This is a genomic window from Paraburkholderia hospita (assembly GCF_002902965.1).
GTDB lineage: Bacteria > Pseudomonadota > Gammaproteobacteria > Burkholderiales > Burkholderiaceae > Paraburkholderia > Paraburkholderia hospita.
In genome coordinates this window covers 1,924,195-1,943,390 of record NZ_CP026105.1, presented here as the reverse complement: position 1 = coordinate 1,943,390, position 19,196 = coordinate 1,924,195, and the positions used below count along the sequence as shown (strand labels likewise).

Here is a 19,196-nt window from a genome sequence, read left to right as displayed (position 1 = left end):
TTCTTTTGCCTACTTTTCTTTGCGGCGGCAAAGAAAAGTAGGTGCCGCCCCGCACAGGGGCGACGCTTGAAGCAAGCTAACAAAACGCGGATGCCAGCGCAAAGGCCAAAAACACCGACCGGCAACGCATGAAGCACGAAGGCAAACCTCGGATGCCAGCGCAAAGGCCAGCCCAACCAAACCGCCCGCGCCGCGAAGAGCCGCCAACGCGAAATGCCGACGCAAAACCAAAACCAAAACCACACCAACAAAAGCACGCGCAGCAAAAACCCAAGACCCACAAAAACAAAAAGCCGCCCAAAGGCGGCCCTCCCGTGCGGACGCACGCAAAAAAACCCTTACTGCACCTTAGCCTTGGACCGAAGGTCCTCCTCAAAGGCCTGCAGCTTTTCTTGCTGCATCTGCTGCGCGATCTGAGCCTTAACCTGCTCGAACGGCGGCGGCGGCGTCTGCCGCACATCATCGACGCGGATGATATGCCACCCAAACTGCGTATGCACCGGCGCATCCGTCATCTGACCTTTCTGCAGCTTCTCCGCGGCAGCGGCAAACTCAGGCACATAAGCCTTCGGATCCGACCAGTCGAGGTCGCCACCATTCTTGCCCGATCCCGGGTCCTTCGAGAACTGCTTCGCGAGGTCTTCGAAGCTCGCGCCAGCCTTGATCTTCGCAATCAGATCCTTCGCCTGCTGCTCGTTGTCGACGAGGATGTGGTGCAGGTGATATTCCTTGCCGCCAATCTGCTTGACCAGTTCATCGTACTTCGCCTTCACTTCGGCATCCGTCGGCTGGTTCTTCTTCACGAAATTTTCGATCAACGCACGCAGCACCACAGTCTGCTGCGCAACCGCGACCTGCGCCTTGACGTCCGGCTTCGACGGAATGCCTTCGCGGATCGCTTCCTGCATCAGGATTTCACGGTTCACGAGTTCTTCACGAACGGCCTGTTGCAGCTTCGGCGAATCCTGTTGACCCTGCTGCACGAGTTGGGCAACCAGCGCATCGGCACGCGACTTCGGAATCGGTGTGCCGTTCACGACGGCGATGTTCTGTGCGAATGCAGGTGCGGCCGCAAATGCAGCCAGCAAGACCCAGTAGCGGGTGTTTTTCAAGGTCATCGGAAGTTTCCTAACGGGACAGCAAATTGAATTCTTCTGGCGTGTAAGCCGTGATGGCGAGAGCGTGAATGCCGCGCTGCATGGCATCGGCCAGCGCATCATACACCATGCGGTGCCGCGCCACGCGAGCCTTGCCAGCAAAGGCGGCGGCCACGATCGTCACCGCGTAGTGACCGCCCGCCGATGCGCCCGCATGACCCGCATGCAGCGCGCTGTCGTCGCGCACGGTGATCGAGTCGACGGGCGCAAGCGCCGCTGTGACTCGCGCTTCGATCAGCGCGAGCCGTTCGGCAGGACTCGCGTGCAGGAAAACGTCGTCGTTCATGTCACTCTTCCTTCATATACTTCGACAGCCACAAACTCTGCCCGACGATAAACACGACCAGGCACCCCGTCGCGCCAAACAGCTTGAAGTTCACCCACGCATCGGTCGAAAAGTTGAACGCGACGAACAGATTGAGAATGCCGAGCAGCACGAAAAAAATCGCCCACACGTAGTTGAGCTGGCCCCAGATGCGATGCGGCAACTGGATCTGCTTGCCCATCATCGCTTCGATCAGGTTCTTGTTGAACGCCAGCGCGGACACCACCAGCGCCACCGAGAACGCCCAGTACAGCACGGTCGGCTTCCATTTAATGAAGGTGTCGTTGTGCAGCACGAGCGTCGCGCCGCCGAACACGGTGACGACCCCGAGGCTCACCCACAGCATCGGGTCGACCTTGCGGTGCCGGAACGCGACCCACGCGATCTGGACGAGCGTGGCGGCGATCGCAACGGCCGTCGCCGTGAAAATGCCCCACACCTTGTACGCGACGAAGAACAGGATGATCGGAAACAGATCGAACAGGAATTTCATTGTCGGGTTGGGAATCCGGAGAGTGTTGTGCGCATCGTGCGCGCTGTCTGCAATGGTTCGAATAAGATCGGCGCAATGGCGGTGAGAGCCAGTCCGATCCGTCCGAAAAACGCTGGCCACGCCGGCATGACGATCAGACCGCACGCGACGCTATCTGGGCTCGAATTGTAGCGCAGCCGGGTTGATGCAGTCGTAGAAGCCCGTCGACGCGGCCACGCGCGAACGGCCGCCGGCTCAGGACGAACAGCTCACTTCCAGCGACGACGCCCAGTCGGGCGGCAGTCCTGCATAGGCTTCATAGTCGGGTTGCTCGTCGAACGGGCGGCGCAGCACGGTCGCAAGGCGTTCCACTTCGGAGAAATCCTTTTCCTTCGCCTGGCGGATCGCCGCCTCGGCCAGGTGATTGCGCAGCACGTATTTCGGATTCACGCGGTTCATCGCTTCGGCGCGGGCGGCGTCGTCGCGTGTCTCGTGAACCAGCCGCGCCCGATAGTCGGTCGCCCAGGCGTCGAACGCGGCGCGGTCGAGAAACAGGTCGCGCACGCTCGTATCACCGCTCGCGTCGTGCTTCGACAGTTTCGACAGATTGCGGAACGTCAGCGTGAAGTCTGCGCGGTTCGCATGCATGATCTCGAACAGTTTGTTCGCGATCGCGTCGTCGCCTTCGCGTTGGGTTTCGAGGCCGAGCTTCGCGCGCATCCGCGCTTCGAGCGCGGGAGCAAAGCGCGCCTTGAAGCCTTCGAGTACGCGCTGTGCGTCCTGCACCGCGCGCTCGCTGCGCTGCGCATCGTCGTAACGTTCGCCGAACAGCGGAAGCAAACCTTGCGCGAGACAGAACAGGTTCCAGTACGCGATCTGCGGCTGCATCCGGTACGCGTAACGGCCTTGCGAGTCCGAGTGGTTGCAGATGTGATTCGCGTCGAAGCCATCCATGAAGCCGAACGGACCATAGTCGATCGTCAGGCCGAGAATCGACATGTTGTCCGTGTTCATCACGCCATGGCAAAAACCGACCGCCTGCCATTGCGCGACCAGATCGGCCGTCGACAGCACGGCTTCGTTCAGCAGCGCGAGATACGGATCGTCGGCGTCGCGGCACGACGGATAGAAGCGGTCGATCACCTGATCGGCCAGCGCGCGCAGCGCATCGACACGATCGTTCGCGTAGAAATGTTCGAAGTGCCCGAAGCGCACGAAGCTTGGCGACACGCGCGTGACGACGGCGGCCGTTTCCATCTCTTCGCGGCGCACGGGTTGATCGGAGCCCGTCACGCAGAGCGCGCGCGTGGTCGGAATGCCGAGGTGATGCATCGCTTCCGAGCACAGATATTCGCGGATCGACGAGCGCAGCACCGCGCGTCCATCGCCCATGCGCGAATAGGGCGTGCGCCCGGCGCCTTTCAGTTGAAGCTCGAAGCGTTTGCCATCGTGCTCGACTTCGCCGAGCGTGAGCGCGCGTCCGTCGCCGAGCTGGCCTGCCCACACGCCGAACTGATGCCCCGAATACACCGACGCATACGGCAACGAAGCCGCCGGCCAATCCCGCGTCGTATTGCCCGAAAAGAACTCGGCGAAGCCCGGCGCGCTCGCCAGCGACGCATCGAAGCCGAGCATCGCCGCGACATCGGGCGCAAAGCCGACGACATACGGCGCCGGCAACGGCGCCGCTGGCAGGCGAGTCAGGAAGACGTTCCCGAGCGCGGCGAAGCTGCCTTCACGCTGGTTGTCGATCGCGCCTGCGGCCGTCGACATGGAACCCGAAAACCCTGCATTGCATGGGGAAAACGACATATTGAGCGCCTCTTTATTAACCGATATTGTAATTCCGCGCCTGCCGCGCTGCAGCGCGCGCATCCGAAGCGCATATCGAAGCGTATAGAGAAGCGCGTATCGATGTCGAATAACAACACGAGACAACACAACATCACACCTCTGGGAGACACCCGCGTATGACGACGCCGCTCTATGGACAGATGATGGACGTGCCGCTGACGGTTTCCTCGCTGCTGGCGCATGCGTCCCGCCATTTCGGCACGACGGAGATCGTGTCGAAGCGCATCGAGGGCGACGTGCATCGCTACACGTACCGCGATTGCGAGAAGCGCGCGAAGCAGCTCGCACAGGCGCTGATCGCACTTGGCGTCGAAGCAGGCGACCGGATCGGCACGCTGGCATGGAACGGCTACCGGCACCTGGAAACGTACTACGGCACGACGGGCTTCGGCGCCGTGTGCCACACGATCAATCCGCGCCTGTTTCCCGATCAGATCGCCTATATCGTCAATCACGCCGACGACCGCTACGTGCTGTTCGACATCACGTTCGCCGCGCTCGTCGATGTGCTCGCGCCGCAGTGTCCGAACGTGCGCGGCTGGATCGCAATGACGGACGAAGCGCACATGCCGCGCATGTCGACGGCCGCGTCGAGCTATGAATCGTTGCTCGCGCAGCACGACGGCGAGTTCGACTGGCCGGAAATCGACGAACGTTGCGCATCCAACCTTTGCTATACGTCGGGCACGACGGGCAATCCGAAGGGCGCGCTGTACTCGCATCGCTCAACGGTGCTGCACGCGTTCGGCGCGTCGCTGCCCGATGCGATGGGCCTGTCCGCGCGCGATTCCGTGCTGCCCGTCGTGCCGATGTTCCATGTGAATGCATGGGGCATTCCGCACTCCGCGCCGCTGACGGGCGCGAAGCTCGTGTTCCCGGGCAAGGATCTCGACGGCAAGTCGCTGTATGAGTTGATGGAAGCGGAGCGCGTCACGTATTCGGCGGGCGTGCCGACCGTGTGGCTCGGCTTGCTGAACCACTTGCGCGAAGCGGGCGTGAGGTTTTCGACGCTGCAGCGTACGGTGATCGGCGGTTCCGCGTGTCCGCCCGCGATGCTCAAGATGTTCCAGGAGGTCTACGGCGTCGAGGTGATTCACGCGTGGGGCATGACGGAGATGTCGCCGCTCGGCACGCTCGCGAAGCTCACATGGGAGCAGTCGCAGCGCTCGCCCGACGAGCAGCGCAAGCTGCGCGAAAAGCAGGGCCACGTGATGTACGGCGTCGACATGAAGATTGTCGGCGACGACGGGCACGACCTGCCGTGGGACGGCGTCGCCTTCGGCGACCTGCACGTGCGCGGGCCGTGGGTGATCGACCGGTACTTCCGCAGCGATGCGTCGCCGCTCGTCGATGGCTGGTTCCCGACGGGCGATGTCGCGACGATCGACAAGGACAGCTTCCTGAACATTACCGACCGCAGCAAGGACGTGATCAAGTCGGGCGGCGAGTGGATCAGTTCGATCGACGTCGAGAACGTCGCGATTGCGCATCCTGCGGTAGCGGAGGCGGCGTGCATCGCGTGCTCGCATCCGAAGTGGACGGAGCGGCCGCTGCTCGTCGTCGTGAAGCGGCCGGACGCCGACGTGACGCGCGACGAGATGCTCGCGTTCTACGAAGGCAAAGTCGCGAAATGGTGGATTCCCGACGACGTCGTATTCGTCGACGAACTGCCGCATACGGCGACGGGCAAGCTGCAAAAACTCAAGCTGCGCGAGCGCTTCCGCGATCACGTACTGCCGTCAGCGCTCGCTATCGAAGACTGCCCGTTCGACGAGGAAGAAGCGGACGCCGTCCGGCACGCGAGAACCGATCTGTCGTAGACCTCGGGTTTACGCCTATCACAGCACGTATCGTTCAAATTGAAGTTCAAATTGAACGAGCGTGCTTTTTTGTGTATTCTGCCTGCTATCGCAAACGAACAGCGAATCAGCGGACAATGGTCCGGGTGTTCCCACCCGAGCTGCGCATATCAGGCGCGTCCGCATCGCATGGAGGCAGGCAGATGGCAGTGGACTACACGACACACGACGGCGTCGCCGTCATCACGCTGAATAATCCCCCCGTCAATGGCCTCGGCCTGTCGACGCGCACGGGCATCATCGAAGGCGTCGAGCGCGCGCTGGGCGATCCCGCCATCAAGGCGATCGTGCTGACGGGCGCGGGCAAGGCCTTCTCGGGCGGCGCCGACATTACCGAATTCAACACACCGAAAGCGCTGCAGGAACCGACGCTGATGACGGTCATCAAGGCCGTCGAAGGCAGCGCGAAGCCTGTGGTCGCGGCGATCCACAGCGTCGCGATGGGTGGCGGCCTGGAACTTGCGCTCGGCGCGCACTATCGCGTGGCGGCGCCCGGCGCGCAGATCGCGCTGCCCGAAGTGAAGCTCGGCATCCTGCCAGGCGCGGGCGGCACGCAGCGTCTGCCGCGCGCGCTTGGACTGGAAGCTGCGCTCAACATGATCGTGTCGGGCACGCCCGTGATGTCCGAGAAGCTCGCGGGCACGCCGATTTTCGATGCACTGATCGAAGGCGATCTGCTGGAAGGCGCGCTCGCGTTCGCGCGCAAGGTCGGCGCGCAGAGCGGTCCGTACCCGAAGATTCGCGACCGCAAGATCGAGCATCCGAATGCGGCGGGCTTCATCCAGTTCGCGCGCAATAGCGTCGCGGCCATCGCGAAGAACTTCCCCGCGCCGCACAAGTGCATCGACGCAGTCGAAGCGGGCGTACTCAAAGGCTTCGAGCAAGGCATGAAGGTGGAGCGCGAATGTTTCCTCGCGCTCGTGCAAACGCCCGAAAGCAAGGCGCTGCGCCACGCATTCTTCGGCGAGCGCGCGGCAAGCAAGATTCCCGATGTGCCGTCCGACACGCCCGTGCGCGACATCAAAAAGGTAGCCGTGATCGGCGCGGGCACGATGGGCGGCGGCATCGCGATGAACTTCATCAATGCGGGCTTGCCCGTCATGATGCTCGAAACGAAGCAGGATGCGCTCGATCGCGGCATCGCGACGATCCGCAAGAACTACGAGGCGACCGTCAAGAAGGGCAAGCTGACGATGGAAGCGCTCGAGCAGCGCATGGCGTCGATCACGCCGACGCTCTCGTATGACGACCTCAAAGACGCCGATCTCATCATCGAAGCCGTATTCGAAGAACTCGGCGTCAAAGAGCAGGTATTCAAGCGCCTCGACGAAGTCGCAAAGCCCGGCGCGATCCTCGCGTCGAACACGTCGACGCTCGATCTGAACAAGATCGCCGCGTTCACGAAGCGTCCGCAGGACGTGGTCGGCATGCACTTCTTCAGCCCGGCCAACGTGATGAAGCTGCTCGAAGTCGTGCGCGGCAAGGACACGGCGAAAGACGCGCTCGCCACCGTGATGAAGGTTGCGAAGAAGATCAAAAAGACGGCCGTGGTGTCGGGAGTCTGCGACGGCTTCATCGGCAACCGGATGATCGAGCAGTACATTCGCCAGGCGCTCTTCATGCTCGAAGAAGGCGCGCTGCCCGCGCAGGTCGACAAGGCGATCGAGAAGTTCGGCTTCGCGATGGGCCCGTTCCGCATGAGCGACCTCGCAGGCAACGATATCGGCTGGGCGATCCGCAAGCGGCGCTATCAGGAGCACCCGGACATGCATTACTCGAAGATCGCCGACCGTCTGTGCGAGACGGGGCGCTTCGGGCAGAAGACGGGCGGCGGCTGGTACGACTACAAGGCGGGCGACCGCAACGCGTATCCGTCGAAGCAGATCGACGAGATGATCGTCGCGTATTCGAAGGAACTCGGCGTCGAACGGCGCAAGCTTTCCGACGATGAGATCGTCGAGCGTCTGGTGTTTGCGCTCGTCAACGAGGGCGCGAAGATTCTCGAAGAGGGCATCGCGTCGAAGGCGTCGGATATCGACATGGTGTATCTGACGGGCTACGGCTTCCCGCTGTGGCGCGGCGGCCCGATGCTGTACGCGGACACCGTCGGCCTCTACAACGTCGAGCGCGCGATCCGCCGTTATGCGGCGCAACCGAACGGCGACGCCTGGCAGATTGCAGCGGGCATCGTCGAGCGCGCGGCGCAGGGACGCGGCTTCACTAGCTGAACGCGCACGCACCGCCATCGCGAGACAACAGGAACAGTGATGAAAGATGCCAGTGAAGTTCTGCTCGTCGTTGACGTGCAGAACGACTTCATGCCGGACGGCGCGCTCGCCGTCGCGCGCGGCGACGAAATCGTGCCGCTCGTGAACCAGCTTGCGCGGCGTTTCAGCCATGTCGTGCTGACGCAGGACTGGCATCCGCCGTCGCATGTTTCGTTCGCCGCGAATCACGCGGGCCGCCAGCCGTTCGAGATGATGACCCTGCCGTACGGCGAACAGGTGCTGTGGCCGACGCACTGTGTGCAGAACACGCCTGGCGCTGCGCTGCACGCGGATCTCGACATTCCGCATGCACGCGCCGTGATTCGCAAGGGGCATCACGCGGGCGTCGACAGCTATTCGGCGTTTCTCGAAGCCGATCGCACGACGCCGACGGGACTGGCCGGCTATTTGCGCGACACGGGCGTGACGCGCGTGTGGTGCTGCGGGCTGGCGACCGACTATTGCGTCGCGTGGTCCGCGCTCGACGCGCGCGCGGCGGGCTTCGAGGTCGCCGTCATCGAAGACGCGACCCGCGCAATCGATCTGAACGGTTCGCTCGACAACGCATGGCGCGAGATGCGCGCTGCGGGCGTCGAACGCGTGCAATCGGCGGACTTGCTTGTCTGAGCCACGCAACGCGAACCACACACACTCTTTGAAATTAGCAGGAGACATGCATGACTGACGCCGTAATCGTATCGACTGCCCGCACGGGTCTCGCCAAATCGTGGCGCGGCGCGTTCAACATGACGCACGGCGCGACGCTCGGCGGCCACGTGACGCAGGCCGCCGTCGAACGCGCGAAGATCGACCCGGCGCGCGTCGAGGACGTAATCATGGGCTGCGCGAACCCCGAAGGCGCGACGGGCTCGAATATCGCGCGGCAGATCGCCCTGCGTGGTGGGCTGCCCGTGACCGTGCCGGGCATGACGGTGAACCGCTTCTGCTCGTCGGGCCTGCAGACTATTGCACTCGCCGCGCAACGCGTGATGGTCGGCGAGGGCGATGTGTTCGTCGCGGGCGGCGTCGAGTCGATCTCGTGTGTGCAGAATGAGATGAACATGCACATGCTGCGTGAAGGCTGGCTGATGGAGCACAAGCCGGAAATCTACTGGCCGATGCTGCAAACGGCCGAGACCGTCGCGAAACGCTATTCGATTTCGAAGGACCGTCAGGACGAATACGGCGTGCAGTCGCAGCAGCGGGCAGCGGCCGCGCAGGAAGCGGGGCGCTTCAACGACGAGATCGTTCCGATGACGGTGCTCGCCGGCATCGCCGACAAGGCAAGCGGCCGTCTCTTCACGAAGGAAGTGACGATTGCCGCCGACGAAGGCATCCGCGCCGACACGACGCTCGAAGGCGTATCGAAGATCCGTACGGCGCTGCCGGGCGGCGTGGTCACGGCGGGCAACGCGAGCCAGTTTTCGGATGGCGCGTCGGCGTGCGTGGTGATGAACGCGAAGGTCGCGGAGCGCGAAGGCCTGCAGCCGCTCGGTATTTTCCGCGGCTTCGCGGTGGCGGGCTGCGAGCCGGACGAAATGGGCATCGGCCCCGTGTTCGCCGTGCCGAAGCTGTTGAAACAGGCAGGTCTCAAGGTCGACGACATCGGTCTGTGGGAACTGAACGAAGCGTTCGCCGTGCAGGTGCTGTATTGCCGCGACAAGCTCGGGATTCCGAACGAACGCCTGAACGTCAACGGCGGGGCGATTGCCGTCGGTCATCCGTATGGCGTGTCGGGCGCGCGTCTGACGGGCCATGCATTGATCGAAGGCAAGCGGCGCGGCGCGAAATTCGTCGTGGTGACGATGTGCATCGGCGGCGGGCAGGGCGCGGCGGGCTTGTTCGAGGTCGTCTGAGCGCGCTTGCGCGTAGCGAATATCTGCGGATATAACAGCCCGCGTGCGAAAGCGCGCGGGCTTTTTTGCGTCGGCTTTACCTTACGCGGGCTTTGCCATGCTTCAGTGCTTCGGCTTTTTGTGCAAAGCTTCCGCGCGATGGACAGCACGTTTGCCGCTTTTCTCGCTTTCGACTTCGTAATGCACGTCGTTCTTCGACGCGGCCACCGTATGACCGTCCAGTTCCGTGTGCGTGGTGATCGCGCGGACTATTTTGCCCGTTGTCATGCCCTGCGGCGTGTTCCAGTTGACGCGATCGCCCGGTTTCAGATCGTGTTTCATGACGTGCTTCCGACAGGTTGAATGCAGGCGGATGCTGCATCCGTTGTTCCCGTATCCGCCTCATTCCTGCGGCATCAATGGATGACAGATGCCTGTCAGGCACACAATTCGCTGCTCGTTTCACGAACATATCCGCCAGACGATAAGGAGAACAATCATGCGAATGCGGGTTGCTTGCGTAGCTGTCGTGGGGGCAGTGGCGCTGTCGATCGCATCGGGTGCGGCGTCGGCGCAATCGCAGGCCTACACGAATCAGCCTGTCTACCTGTACGCAGGACCGGCGCAGGATTACCCGGTCGTCGCGCAATTGCCTGCTGGACAACCGGTGGCCGTCTACGGATGCGTGAGCGGCTACACATGGTGTGACGTGGCGATCGCGCAGGCGCGCGGGTGGGTCTATGGCGGCTATCTGACCTATCCGTATCAGGGCAGCAATGTGCCCATCATGACTTACGGGACGGCGATCGGCCTGCCGCTCATTACGTTTTCGATTGGCTCCTACTGGGACCATTACTATCGCGGACGCCCGTGGTACGGCGACCGTGGCCGCTGGGCGAATCATCCGCCGCCGCCGCACCGTCCGCCACCGCCGCCGCAGGGCGGTAATCGTCCGCCGGCCGGTGGGAACCGGCCGCCGTCCACGTCGCCCACGTCGCCACCTCCGCCTGGGCCACCCGGCGCTGGGCATGGACATCGGCCTGGGCCGCCGCAACAAGGCGATCGTCCGCCACAAGCGCCGCCACAGCAAGGCAGTCGTCCACCCCAAGCGCCGCCCCCGCAGCAAGGCGGGCGTCCGCCGGGTCAGGGCGGCAATCCTGCTGGGCCGCCGCCTGCGCATGATGGAGGACGTCCACAAGGCGGTGGTCGTCCCGCCGGGCCACCCGCCGCGGCGCCCGTTGCGCGTCCTTCGGGGCCGTCGCCCGGCTAGGGCGGCGGACATCCGTCCGGGCCTCCGGGCGGCGGTGGCAACGCCCGGCCGCCAGCGCCTTCAGGACAAGGCAACGAAGGCACGAATCACTGATCGCGAGGCAGTGTGCAGCCTTTTGTTGCACTACAGACCGCTCAGGCTGCCCATCGGCAGCGATAGCGCGCCCTGGTCGGTGAAGCGCGTGCCGCCCGTGATGCCGCCAGCAAGCCGGCCGCGCAGCATATAAGGAAGTTGGCCCGACTGCGCGCTGTCGGCGAATGCGAATGCCTGGCGGACGACGGTGAAGGCGGCCACCGTCAACGGCACGCCGATCACGGTTTCGCCGAAGCGCGGTACGGTGCCGCTCTGATCGCTGACGCCGCTCGCGAACGGCTTGCCGTTCAGGTCGAGTTCGACGGAAACGCCGTTGTAGTCGATGGGCGTTTCGTTCGGGTTCTGAACGCGCAGCTTCAGAATGAAGCGCATCTCCATTCCCTGGCCCGCGAGCGGCTCGATCCCGGCGACGGTCACGCGCAGCGAATCGCCGCCGAACATACCCGCGCAGCCGCCAAGCGACAGCAGCGCGACGAAGAAGAGCAGAAAACGGGCGAAGCGCGCGGCGCGGTCGGCGGTTATGGTCTCGATCCTCTCGAAGGGGACGCGTGAATGGCGCGCGTCGTATGCACTATAGCGGCGCAGGGCGCTGAAGCGGGCGCGATCGTGGGCTAAGCCGGGCACGCTTTGCCCGTCGCCACGGCGATGAGACAATCGCGGCGCCCTCGGCGTGCGGCTGGTTTGCGCCGAAACAGGACGGTCCGGACGCATGCCAGCGCGCGCCGTTTCGTTGTACCGTTCGGCTCGTCCCGGGGGCAAGACAAGCGCACGACTATCCGCATGAAACCGAAAATCGAAACTATCGTTCTTGGCGCCGATCTCGCGGGCACGTTCATCTTCGCGATCGAGGGCGCGGTGGCCGCGATGCACAGCGGACTCGACCTGCTCGGCGTGATGGTGATCGCGTTCGTCGCGGCGCTCGGCGGCGGTGTGACGCGCGACCTGCTGATCGGCGCGACGCCGCCCAACGCGATCCGCGACTGGCGCTATCCCGCGTTGACGTTCGCCGCGGGCCTGCTCACGTTCCTCTTCCATACCAACGCGCAAGGCTTTCCCGAGTTCTGGCTGATGGTGCTCGACGCGGCGGGCCTGTCGCTGTTCGCCGTCGCGGGCGTCGAAAAGGCGATGCTGTACCGGATCCGCCCGTTCGTCGCGGCGCTGATGGGCACGGTGACGGGTGTCGGCGGTGGCGTTATCAAGGACGTGCTGCTCGCGCGCATTCCGTCCGTGCTCGTCACCGATATCTACGCGACGGCAGCGTTCTTCGGCGCAGCCATGGTGCTGATCGCGCGGCGCTTCGGACTGTCGCCGGCGATGGCGGGCGTGGCGGGCGGCGTCGCGTGCTTCGTATTGCGCGTGGCTGCCGCGGCGTATGGATGGCATCTGCCGCGCGCGCAGCTCTGACTGCGGCGCGCGAGCACACGCTGCGAGCAACCCGCGCGGGAGGGGCCCGGCTACTTCAGACCGCCGACGATCTTTTCCATCTCCGCTTCGCTGAACGCGCGCATCGTCGCCGTGCGCACGTTGCCTTGCGCGGCGAGCGCGAGGCCGAGACGGGTCGTGGTTTCGTCGTCAGGCGAGTCGAACGAGATCACGAGGTCGTACGCGCCGAGCGTCCAGTTCACCGTGCCGACCGTCACGCCCATCGCCTTGCTGGCTTCGCGAAACGCGCGCGCCCGGTTGACGGTGTCTTTCGCGGTGCGCACACCCTGATCGGTCCAGTTGACCAGCATGAGGTAAGTGGCCATGTTGTCCTCGTGAAGTGAATGCAGATGATCCGCGCGCGTAGCGTCGGCTCTCGGTAGAAGAGGCGAACGCATCCACGGCGCGGGCCGTTTCCATGCGTGCATAAAGCGGCAAAGAGGAAGGAAGACAAGGCGGCCGGGGCGCGGCGAGCTCGCGCGGGAGGAGGAGTGGCCGCAGGTTGGTGGCGCCCGGTTTCGCGTTGCGCGTGACGGCTGCTTGCACGCACGGCCGGGCTGATTGCCTGAAAAGTATAGGCGACGCTACCTGGTGTGAAGGGGACGAATGCACGGACGACCTGTGCGTTTGTCCTATGCCGTGCAGCTCGATTCATCGTCTCGCGCAGTGCAGGTATCATCTGACGAAGCGTGTTTCATGTGTGTCCTGCATGCGCTCCGTGCGGACCGCGACGCAAGGTCAACAGCAAAGGTGAACGTCTTGATTCGTCATATCGTGATGTGGAAGTTGAACGAGGGAGAAGGCCGGACGCGGGAGCAGAATGCGTCTGTGCTGAAGCAAAAACTGGAAGCCTGCCGCGATGCCGTGCCGGGTATCGTGCATCTCGAAGTCGGTATCGCGACGCCAGGCCTCGACTCGACTTATGACGTCGTGCTCGTATCCGATTTCACCGACAAGGCAGCGCTGGACGCGTATCAGGTCCATCCCGCGCATCAGGACGTAAAGGCGTTTCTCGCGCCGATCCGCGAGGCGCGTCAGGCCGTCGACTACGAACTCTGAATGCATATGACTGACTCTTCCACCAATCAGCTGGTGATTGAAAGCCCGTTCATCGATCACATCGGCGTGCAACTCATTTCGGCGGGGGACGGCGCCAGCGAGGTCCTGCTGGCGCTGCGTCCCGAGCATCTGAACACGTGGGCCGTGTCGCACGGCGGCATCACGATGACGCTCGCCGACGTCGCGCTCGCGATGGCCGCGCGCAGCCTCGCTGCCGATGGCGTCGGCGTCGTCACGGTCGAGATGAAGGTGAATTTCATGCAGCCCGGCAGCGGCGAGTTACGCGCGACGGGCCGCGTGCTGCACCGTTCGACCACGATGGCCTATTGCGAAGGCGAGATTCGCGACAGCGAAGGCCATTTCGTCGCGAAGGCGCTCGGCACGTTCAAGTACATGCGGCGTCTCGCCGTTGGCCGCGAAGTGCGGCAGCAGCGGCTGCGCAGCGATCCGTCGGCGAAGCCGGGGCCGAGCGACGGCTGAACGCCGCGTGGTGCTCCCGCTCCCTATTTCACCCCATATTTCCGGAGACAAACCCGCCATGAGCCAGATCAATCGCCAGATTCTGCTCGTGTCGCGTCCGCAGGGCGCGGCATCCGCCGACAACTTCAAGCTCGTCGAAACGCCGCTCCCGCCGCTCGCCGAGGGTGAGGTGCGCGTGCGCAATCACTATCTGTCGCTCGACCCGTACATGCGCGGCCGCATGAGCGACGCGAAGTCGTACGCAACGCCGCAGCCGCTGAACGAAGTGATGATCGGCGGCACGACGGGCGAAGTGATCGAGTCGAAGAACGCGGCATTCAAGCCCGGCGACAAGGTAGTCGGCATGTCTGGCTGGCAGGAATTCGGCACGTCGGACGGCAAGGCCCTGCGCAAGATCGACGACACGCATGTGCCGCTCTCCGCGTATCTCGGCCCCGTCGGCATGCCCGGCGTGACGGCGTGGTACGGCCTGAACCGGATCATCGCGCCGAAGGCGGGCGAGACGGTCGTCGTCAGCGCGGCGAGCGGGGCGGTCGGCAGCGTCGTCGGCCAACTTGCGAAGCAGGCGGGCGCGCGCGCCGTCGGCATCGCGGGCGGTCCGGACAAGTGCCGCTATGTGGTCGAGACGCTAGGCTTTGACGCATGCGTCGACTACAAGGCAGGCAATCTTTATCAGGACCTCAAGGCGGCGACGCCGGACGGCGTGGACGGTTGCTTCGAGAACGTCGGCGGCGAAGGGCTCGACGCGACGCTCGCGCGGATGAACGCGCATGGTCGCATCGCGTTGTGCGGCTTCATTGCGGGTTATGACGGCGCGCCTATGCCGCTCAAACATCCGGCGTTGCTGCTCACGCAGCGACTTCTGGTTCAGGGCTTCATCGTCAGCGAGCATATGGATGTGTGGCCGGATGCGCTGAAAGAACTCGGCACGCTCGTCGCGCAGAAGAAGCTGCAGTATCGCGAGACCGTCGCGCAAGGTCTGGAAAACGCACCCGAAGCGTTTCTCGGCATGCTCAAGGGGCACAACTTCGGCAAGCAGCTCGTCAAGCTGATCTGAGTTGGCGCATATCGGAACGCGCCACGCGCAATCGCTGAACGAGGGATACGGCATGTTCGAGTTCGACGGCAAAGTCGCCGTGATTACAGGCGCGGCGAGCGGCTTCGGCCGCGCGTTCGCGGAAAAGGGCGCGTCGCTCGGCATGAGGCTCGTGCTGGCGGATGTCGACGCGAACGCGCTCGCGCAAACCGTCGATGCATTGCGCGCATCGGGGGCCGAGGTCATCGGCGTGCAAACGGATGTGTCCGATGGCGCACAGGTTCAGGCGCTCGCGGATGCCGCGCTCGCCGCCTTCGGCAAGGTTCATCTGCTTTTCAACAATGCCGGAGTCGGCTCCGGCGGCTTTCTGTGGGAAAGCTCGGCAAACGACTGGGCGTGGGTGTTCGGCGTCAACGTGATGGGCGTAGCCCACGGCGTGCGTATCTTCACGCCCATCATGCTGAAGCAGAACGAGCCGGCGCACATCGTCAATACGGCGTCGGTGGCGGGGCTCCTGTCGCCGCCGTCGATGGGCATCTACAACGCGTCGAAGCATGCGGTCGTCTCGCTGACGGAGACGCTGTATCACGATCTGCAGAATGCGGGCGGCGAGGTCGGGTGCTCGCTGCTGTGTCCTGCGTTCGTGCCGACGGGCATCGCCGGTGCCGAGCGCGCGCGTCCCGAGTCGCTTCGCAATAGCGCCGAACCCACGCGCTCGCAGCTCGCCGCCGACAAGCAACTGCAGCGCGCGGTGCGATCCGGCAAGCTGGGCGCGGCGGATGTCGCGGCACTGACGTTCGACGCGATCGCCGCGCGGCGTTTCTATATCCTCACGCATCCCGCCATTCTCGAGACGGTGCGCCTGCGGCACGAGGACATCGAGCAGCAGCGCAATCCGACCGATCCGCTGTCGCTCAAACCCGAGGTCAAGCAAGCACGCTAGCGCGCCGATGCGAGCGCGTCAACGCGCGTTCGTGGCATCATGGCGCGCTCATTCAACCGTCCGGTGCATCTGCGCCGTCGTCCGATCATGCCGCTGAATCCGAAGATCGAGCAGGTGCTCGACATGATCGCGCGCGCAAAGCGCCCCGCGTATCACGATCTGACGCCGCAAGCGGCGCGGGCATCGTACGAGAAAAGCGCGCCGATACTCGAAGTGCCCACGGCGCCGATGTTTTCCGTCGAGGACATCGACGTGCCGGTGCGCGACGGCGAGTCCATTCGCGTGCGTCTCTATCACCCCGCCGAGCCGCAATGGGCGAATCCCGCGCCCGCGCTCGTCTACTATCACGGCGGCGGTTTCACGGTCGGCAGCGTGAACACGCACGACGCGCTCTGCCGGATGTTCGCGTGCGACGCGCAATGCGTGGTGATGTCGGTCGATTACCGGCTCGCGCCGGAGTACAAATTTCCCACCGCCGTCGACGATGCGTTCGACGCGCTCAAGTGGCTGCACGAGAACGCTCCGCTTTACGGCATCGACGCGAGCCGGATCGCCGTCGGCGGCGACAGCGCGGGCGGCACGCTCGCCACGGTATGCGCCGTGCTCGCGCGCGACGCAGGCATTCCGCTCGTGCTGCAACTGCTGATCTACCCTGGCACGACAGGCCATCAACAGACGGACTCGCACGAACGCCTGGCGGATGGTTATCTGCTGTCTGGCGACACGATTCAATGGTTCTTCGAGCAATACGTCCGCGATGCCGACGACCGTCACGACTGGCGTTTCGCGCCGCTCGACGGCACGCGCGACGCGCCGGAGTTTCACGGCGTGGCGCCCGCATGGATCGCGACGGCCGAATACGACCCGTTGAGCGATGAAGGCGAGGCCTACGCGCACAAGCTGCGCGAGGCGGGCAATACCGTTGCGTTCAAATGCTACGCGGGCATGATCCACGAATTCTTCAAGATGGGTGGCTACGTGCCCGACGTGGCCATCGCGCATGCGGACGCGGCGGCGGCATTGCGCGCCGCGTTCGGAATCGAATGAAGATGAGCGGCCGTTTCGCCTTCAGGCGATATCGAACGTAAAACTGCGCTCGTAATCGCCGGGACGCACGACACGATGCGAGCCGTTGTCGTCGCTGCGTTCTAGCGCCGCGACACTCAGGCGTCCGTTCTGCGCAAACACCTGCACGGCCGTCGTGCCGCGTGTGCCGTAATCGGGCGTATCGATAAAGGCCGCCGACAGCGCGCGTTCGCGTTCGAGCGAAATGCCCGTCGCCGGCAGCTCGTCGTCGCGGGCGACGTGCGGGTCGCGCATCAGGCCAATCAGCGTCGCGAGCGGCGGACGGGCTTCGTCGGCGAGCGCCTGGGCAAGTTCGGCGCGCTTGCGCACGAGTTTCGGCCAGGGCGTATCGAGCACCGCGTTCGAGATGCCGTGCGTGCCCGGCGCGAGCAGCGTTGGCGCGGACGGCGAGCGGTTGCAGTACCACGCGAGTTCGCGCCGCGTCCAGTCGCCGACGAGCAGATTGAAGCCGTTGTACATGTCACCGTCCTGCGCGACGCGCAACAGATAGCCGAGCGGCGCACCGCTTTCGATACCGTGATCGCCCGACAGCCAGTTGCTGACCAGCGTGCCACGCGTCGGCGCATCGGCGCGCATTTCGTGGGGCGCGCGATAGTTGGTCAGCGCGGCAAAGCGCCCGTCGCGCGTCAAGCCGAGCCACGTGCCGCCGCCGACCAGATCGCGGCCCGCGAGCAAACCGGGTGCATCGTCCCACCAATGCATCGGTTCCGCCGTGCGCTTGAGGAATTCGTCGCGATTCGCCGCGAGCGTGAACAGCGGACCGTCAGACGCTTCGGGGCGCCAGTCGAACACGATCAGACACATCGGCAGAAGTCTTGGTAAAGAGAACGCGTGAATAAGGCAGGAACACGCCGCGCCAGAAATCCAGAAAGGAAGGCGCGGCGCCGTGCGGATTTGACTGGCGCGTCAGACTTCCGTCGGCAGCGCGTAGGGCAGCGGCAGGAAGGTCAGCGCGGGGCCATCGGCGGCACCCAGATGCACGCTGCCGTTTTCGAGCGCGGCCAGCTTGATCTCGACGAGGGCATCGACGCCGCCGTCAGGCGCGGCCGCCGTGTTGACGAGCATCCCGCACGGCTGGCCCGGATCGTCCGAATGAAACAGCTCGGCGCCCGGCACGACGCTCTCCGTTTCGCCCACGACGTTCGCGAGCGACATGCGCCGCTTGATCGTGCCGCGATACTGGCTGCGCGCGACCACTTCCTGGCCCGGATAGCAGCCTTTGCGGAAATTGACGCCGCCGAGCACGTCGAAGTTGATCATTTGCGGCACGAACTGCTCGACCACACGCTGCGTGATGCGCGGCTCACCGGCGCGGATGTCGAGCCAGTCCCACACGGCAGGCGACACGCGCCGCAGTTTGGCTTCGAGCACGGGCAGGCGCGCTTCGACTTCCGCTTTCGGTCCGATCCATACGTAGCGCAGGCGGCCTGCCGCATCGGGCACGCGCACCAGCGACCCGGCCGGTCCGTCCACTTTCACGTGCACGCCGTCGGGAATCGCGTCGAACACGCCCGACAGCGCGCCTCGCACGTCACCGGCAAGACCGATGGCAAGCGTATCGCCCGACGCGTCGCTGAGCTTCGCTTTCGCGCGCAGCACGAACATCGACAGACGCTTTTGCACGGCGGGCTGCACGTCCTTCGACACCAGCATCCGGATCGACTCGCCGCCGCACCATATGAGGAACGACGCCAGCAGCCGGCCTTTCGGCGAGCAGTAGCCGGCAAGGCGTGCCGTCGCGGCGTCGAGGTGCTGCGTGTCGCTGGTGAGTTGCGAGTGCAGGAAGGCAGCGGCGTCGTCGCCCTTCGCGTCGATCACGCCGAACTGCGGCAGCGGCATGAACGCGCCGCGCGAGAGGACGGCGTCGAACTCCTCGCGCGCGGGGCGCGGCAACACGGGAAGCGCGACGGAAACAGCAGCAGAAGCGGGGACAGCAGTGCCAGGAGCAGAAGCAAGCGGTGCGTTCATGGATTCGGGGAACAGTCAATTCTGACTTTGGCGGAGGCAAGCAAGTATTATATTGGCTTCACCCGAACCA

The 19,196-nt window shown here is 64.4% G+C and carries 20 protein-coding genes; 11 read left to right on the top strand and 9 right to left on the bottom strand.

Annotated features, from left to right (window positions below):
- Positions 1-338 precede the first annotated feature (338 nt).
- From C2L64_RS08725 to C2L64_RS08710, 4 genes are all read right to left on the bottom strand, one after another.
- Positions 339-1,118 carry a peptidylprolyl isomerase gene (locus tag C2L64_RS08725; RefSeq protein WP_007585921.1) on the bottom strand — a complete coding sequence of 260 codons (780 nt, stop codon included), beginning with the start codon at positions 1,116-1,118 and terminating at the stop codon, positions 339-341.
- Between the two features lie 10 nt (positions 1,119-1,128).
- Positions 1,129-1,443 (bottom strand): BolA family protein, encoded by a 315-nt coding sequence (locus tag C2L64_RS08720; protein ID WP_007746662.1) that lies wholly within the window; start codon positions 1,441-1,443, stop codon positions 1,129-1,131.
- Position 1,444: 1 nt separating this feature from the next.
- The gene (locus tag C2L64_RS08715; protein ID WP_007585925.1) at positions 1,445-1,975 is read right to left on the bottom strand and encodes a septation protein A; all 531 of its coding nucleotides are present in this window, start codon (positions 1,973-1,975) and stop codon (positions 1,445-1,447) included.
- A gap of 234 nt (positions 1,976-2,209) precedes the next feature.
- Positions 2,210-3,766 (bottom strand): protein adenylyltransferase SelO, encoded by a 1,557-nt coding sequence (locus tag C2L64_RS08710; protein WP_090835337.1) that lies wholly within the window; start codon positions 3,764-3,766, stop codon positions 2,210-2,212.
- A 158-nt stretch (positions 3,767-3,924) separates the two neighbouring features.
- Between C2L64_RS08710 and C2L64_RS08705 the strand changes: the two genes are divergently transcribed.
- The 4 genes from C2L64_RS08705 to C2L64_RS08690 all read left to right on the top strand — a co-directional run bounded on the left by C2L64_RS08705 (position 3,925) and on the right by C2L64_RS08690 (position 9,790).
- A complete protein-coding gene (locus tag C2L64_RS08705) occupies positions 3,925-5,628 on the top strand; it encodes a 3-(methylthio)propionyl-CoA ligase (protein ID WP_090835190.1) in 1,704 nt (567 codons plus the stop codon).
- A gap of 182 nt (positions 5,629-5,810) precedes the next feature.
- On the top strand, positions 5,811-7,895 hold the full coding sequence (locus tag C2L64_RS08700) for a 3-hydroxyacyl-CoA dehydrogenase NAD-binding domain-containing protein (RefSeq protein WP_090835188.1): 2,085 nt from the start codon (positions 5,811-5,813) through the stop codon (positions 7,893-7,895).
- A 39-nt stretch (positions 7,896-7,934) separates the two neighbouring features.
- Positions 7,935-8,561, top strand: a complete 627-nt coding sequence (gene pncA / locus C2L64_RS08695) for a bifunctional nicotinamidase/pyrazinamidase (protein ID WP_090835186.1) — start codon at positions 7,935-7,937, stop codon at positions 8,559-8,561.
- 50 nt (positions 8,562-8,611) lie between these two features.
- On the top strand, positions 8,612-9,790 hold the full coding sequence (locus C2L64_RS08690) for an acetyl-CoA C-acyltransferase (RefSeq protein WP_090835181.1): 1,179 nt from the start codon (positions 8,612-8,614) through the stop codon (positions 9,788-9,790).
- 102 nt (positions 9,791-9,892) lie between these two features.
- On the opposite strand, the gene C2L64_RS08685 is transcribed toward C2L64_RS08690, so the two are convergent.
- Complete coding sequence (locus tag C2L64_RS08685; RefSeq protein WP_090835179.1) at positions 9,893-10,111, bottom strand: hypervirulence associated TUDOR domain-containing protein; 219 nt, start codon at positions 10,109-10,111, stop codon at positions 9,893-9,895.
- Between the two features lie 157 nt (positions 10,112-10,268).
- Between C2L64_RS08685 and C2L64_RS08680 the strand changes: the two genes are divergently transcribed.
- Positions 10,269-11,039, top strand: a complete 771-nt coding sequence (locus tag C2L64_RS08680; RefSeq protein WP_322789357.1) for an SH3 domain-containing protein — start codon at positions 10,269-10,271, stop codon at positions 11,037-11,039.
- A gap of 123 nt (positions 11,040-11,162) precedes the next feature.
- On the opposite strand, the gene C2L64_RS08675 is transcribed toward C2L64_RS08680, so the two are convergent.
- Positions 11,163-11,654, bottom strand: coding sequence for an LEA type 2 family protein (locus C2L64_RS08675; protein WP_090835336.1), 492 nt, complete (start codon positions 11,652-11,654; stop codon positions 11,163-11,165).
- Positions 11,655-11,912: 258 nt separating this feature from the next.
- On the opposite strand from C2L64_RS08675, the gene C2L64_RS08670 reads away from it, so the two are divergent.
- Positions 11,913-12,536, top strand: a complete 624-nt coding sequence (locus C2L64_RS08670; RefSeq protein WP_007733189.1) for a trimeric intracellular cation channel family protein — start codon at positions 11,913-11,915, stop codon at positions 12,534-12,536.
- Between the two features lie 50 nt (positions 12,537-12,586).
- On the opposite strand, the gene C2L64_RS08665 is transcribed toward C2L64_RS08670, so the two are convergent.
- Positions 12,587-12,880 carry a GYD domain-containing protein gene (locus tag C2L64_RS08665; RefSeq protein WP_007585937.1) on the bottom strand — a complete coding sequence of 98 codons (294 nt, stop codon included), beginning with the start codon at positions 12,878-12,880 and terminating at the stop codon, positions 12,587-12,589.
- Between the two features lie 433 nt (positions 12,881-13,313).
- Between C2L64_RS08665 and C2L64_RS08660 the strand changes: the two genes are divergently transcribed.
- From C2L64_RS08660 to C2L64_RS08640, 5 genes are all read left to right on the top strand, one after another.
- Positions 13,314-13,613 (top strand): Dabb family protein, encoded by a 300-nt coding sequence (locus C2L64_RS08660; protein WP_176133831.1) that lies wholly within the window; start codon positions 13,314-13,316, stop codon positions 13,611-13,613.
- Positions 13,614-14,093, top strand: a complete 480-nt coding sequence (locus C2L64_RS08655) for a PaaI family thioesterase (protein ID WP_407671757.1) — start codon at positions 13,614-13,616, stop codon at positions 14,091-14,093.
- Positions 14,094-14,151: 58 nt separating this feature from the next.
- Complete coding sequence (locus tag C2L64_RS08650) at positions 14,152-15,150, top strand: NADP-dependent oxidoreductase (protein WP_090835177.1); 999 nt, start codon at positions 14,152-14,154, stop codon at positions 15,148-15,150.
- Between the two features lie 52 nt (positions 15,151-15,202).
- Complete coding sequence (locus tag C2L64_RS08645) at positions 15,203-16,072, top strand: SDR family oxidoreductase (protein WP_090835332.1); 870 nt, start codon at positions 15,203-15,205, stop codon at positions 16,070-16,072.
- Between the two features lie 87 nt (positions 16,073-16,159).
- Positions 16,160-17,119, top strand: a complete 960-nt coding sequence (locus C2L64_RS08640; RefSeq protein WP_090835330.1) for an alpha/beta hydrolase — start codon at positions 16,160-16,162, stop codon at positions 17,117-17,119.
- A gap of 21 nt (positions 17,120-17,140) precedes the next feature.
- Here C2L64_RS08640 and C2L64_RS08635 read toward each other — a convergent pair whose 3' ends face one another.
- Both C2L64_RS08635 and ygfZ read right to left on the bottom strand, forming a co-directional pair.
- A complete protein-coding gene (locus tag C2L64_RS08635) occupies positions 17,141-17,962 on the bottom strand; it encodes an NRDE family protein (protein ID WP_090835175.1) in 822 nt (273 codons plus the stop codon).
- A 102-nt stretch (positions 17,963-18,064) separates the two neighbouring features.
- Positions 18,065-19,126, bottom strand: a complete 1,062-nt coding sequence (gene ygfZ / locus C2L64_RS08630; RefSeq protein ID WP_090835173.1) for a CAF17-like 4Fe-4S cluster assembly/insertion protein YgfZ — start codon at positions 19,124-19,126, stop codon at positions 18,065-18,067.
- Positions 19,127-19,196: the final 70 nt, after the last annotated feature.

Bases quoted from the DNA above. Each gene is read 5' to 3' on its own strand.
- C2L64_RS08715 (WP_007585925.1), bottom strand. From the start codon at position 1,975: ATGAAATTCCTGTTCGATCTGTTTCCGATCATCCTGTTCTTCGTCGCG.
- pncA (WP_090835186.1), top strand. From the start codon at position 7,935: ATGAAAGATGCCAGTGAAGTTCTGCTCGTCGTTGACGTGCAGAACGAC.
- C2L64_RS08720 (WP_007746662.1), bottom strand. From the start codon at position 1,443: ATGAACGACGACGTTTTCCTGCACGCGAGTCCTGCCGAACGGCTCGCG.
- ygfZ (WP_090835173.1), bottom strand. From the start codon at position 19,126: ATGAACGCACCGCTTGCTTCTGCTCCTGGCACTGCTGTCCCCGCTTCT.
- C2L64_RS08635 (WP_090835175.1), bottom strand. From the start codon at position 17,962: ATGTGTCTGATCGTGTTCGACTGGCGCCCCGAAGCGTCTGACGGTCCG.
- C2L64_RS08690 (WP_090835181.1), top strand. From the start codon at position 8,612: ATGACTGACGCCGTAATCGTATCGACTGCCCGCACGGGTCTCGCCAAA.
- C2L64_RS08705 (WP_090835190.1), top strand. From the start codon at position 3,925: ATGACGACGCCGCTCTATGGACAGATGATGGACGTGCCGCTGACGGTT.
- C2L64_RS08650 (WP_090835177.1), top strand. From the start codon at position 14,152: ATGAGCCAGATCAATCGCCAGATTCTGCTCGTGTCGCGTCCGCAGGGC.
- C2L64_RS08685 (WP_090835179.1), bottom strand. From the start codon at position 10,111: ATGAAACACGATCTGAAACCGGGCGATCGCGTCAACTGGAACACGCCG.
- C2L64_RS08700 (WP_090835188.1), top strand. From the start codon at position 5,811: ATGGCAGTGGACTACACGACACACGACGGCGTCGCCGTCATCACGCTG.
- C2L64_RS08725 (WP_007585921.1), bottom strand. From the start codon at position 1,118: ATGACCTTGAAAAACACCCGCTACTGGGTCTTGCTGGCTGCATTTGCG.
- C2L64_RS08665 (WP_007585937.1), bottom strand. From the start codon at position 12,880: ATGGCCACTTACCTCATGCTGGTCAACTGGACCGATCAGGGTGTGCGC.
- C2L64_RS08640 (WP_090835330.1), top strand. From the start codon at position 16,160: ATGCCGCTGAATCCGAAGATCGAGCAGGTGCTCGACATGATCGCGCGC.
- C2L64_RS08670 (WP_007733189.1), top strand. From the start codon at position 11,913: ATGAAACCGAAAATCGAAACTATCGTTCTTGGCGCCGATCTCGCGGGC.
- C2L64_RS08710 (WP_090835337.1), bottom strand. From the start codon at position 3,766: ATGTCGTTTTCCCCATGCAATGCAGGGTTTTCGGGTTCCATGTCGACG.
- C2L64_RS08680 (WP_322789357.1), top strand. From the start codon at position 10,269: ATGCGAATGCGGGTTGCTTGCGTAGCTGTCGTGGGGGCAGTGGCGCTG.
- C2L64_RS08645 (WP_090835332.1), top strand. From the start codon at position 15,203: ATGTTCGAGTTCGACGGCAAAGTCGCCGTGATTACAGGCGCGGCGAGC.
- C2L64_RS08655 (WP_407671757.1), top strand. From the start codon at position 13,614: ATGCATATGACTGACTCTTCCACCAATCAGCTGGTGATTGAAAGCCCG.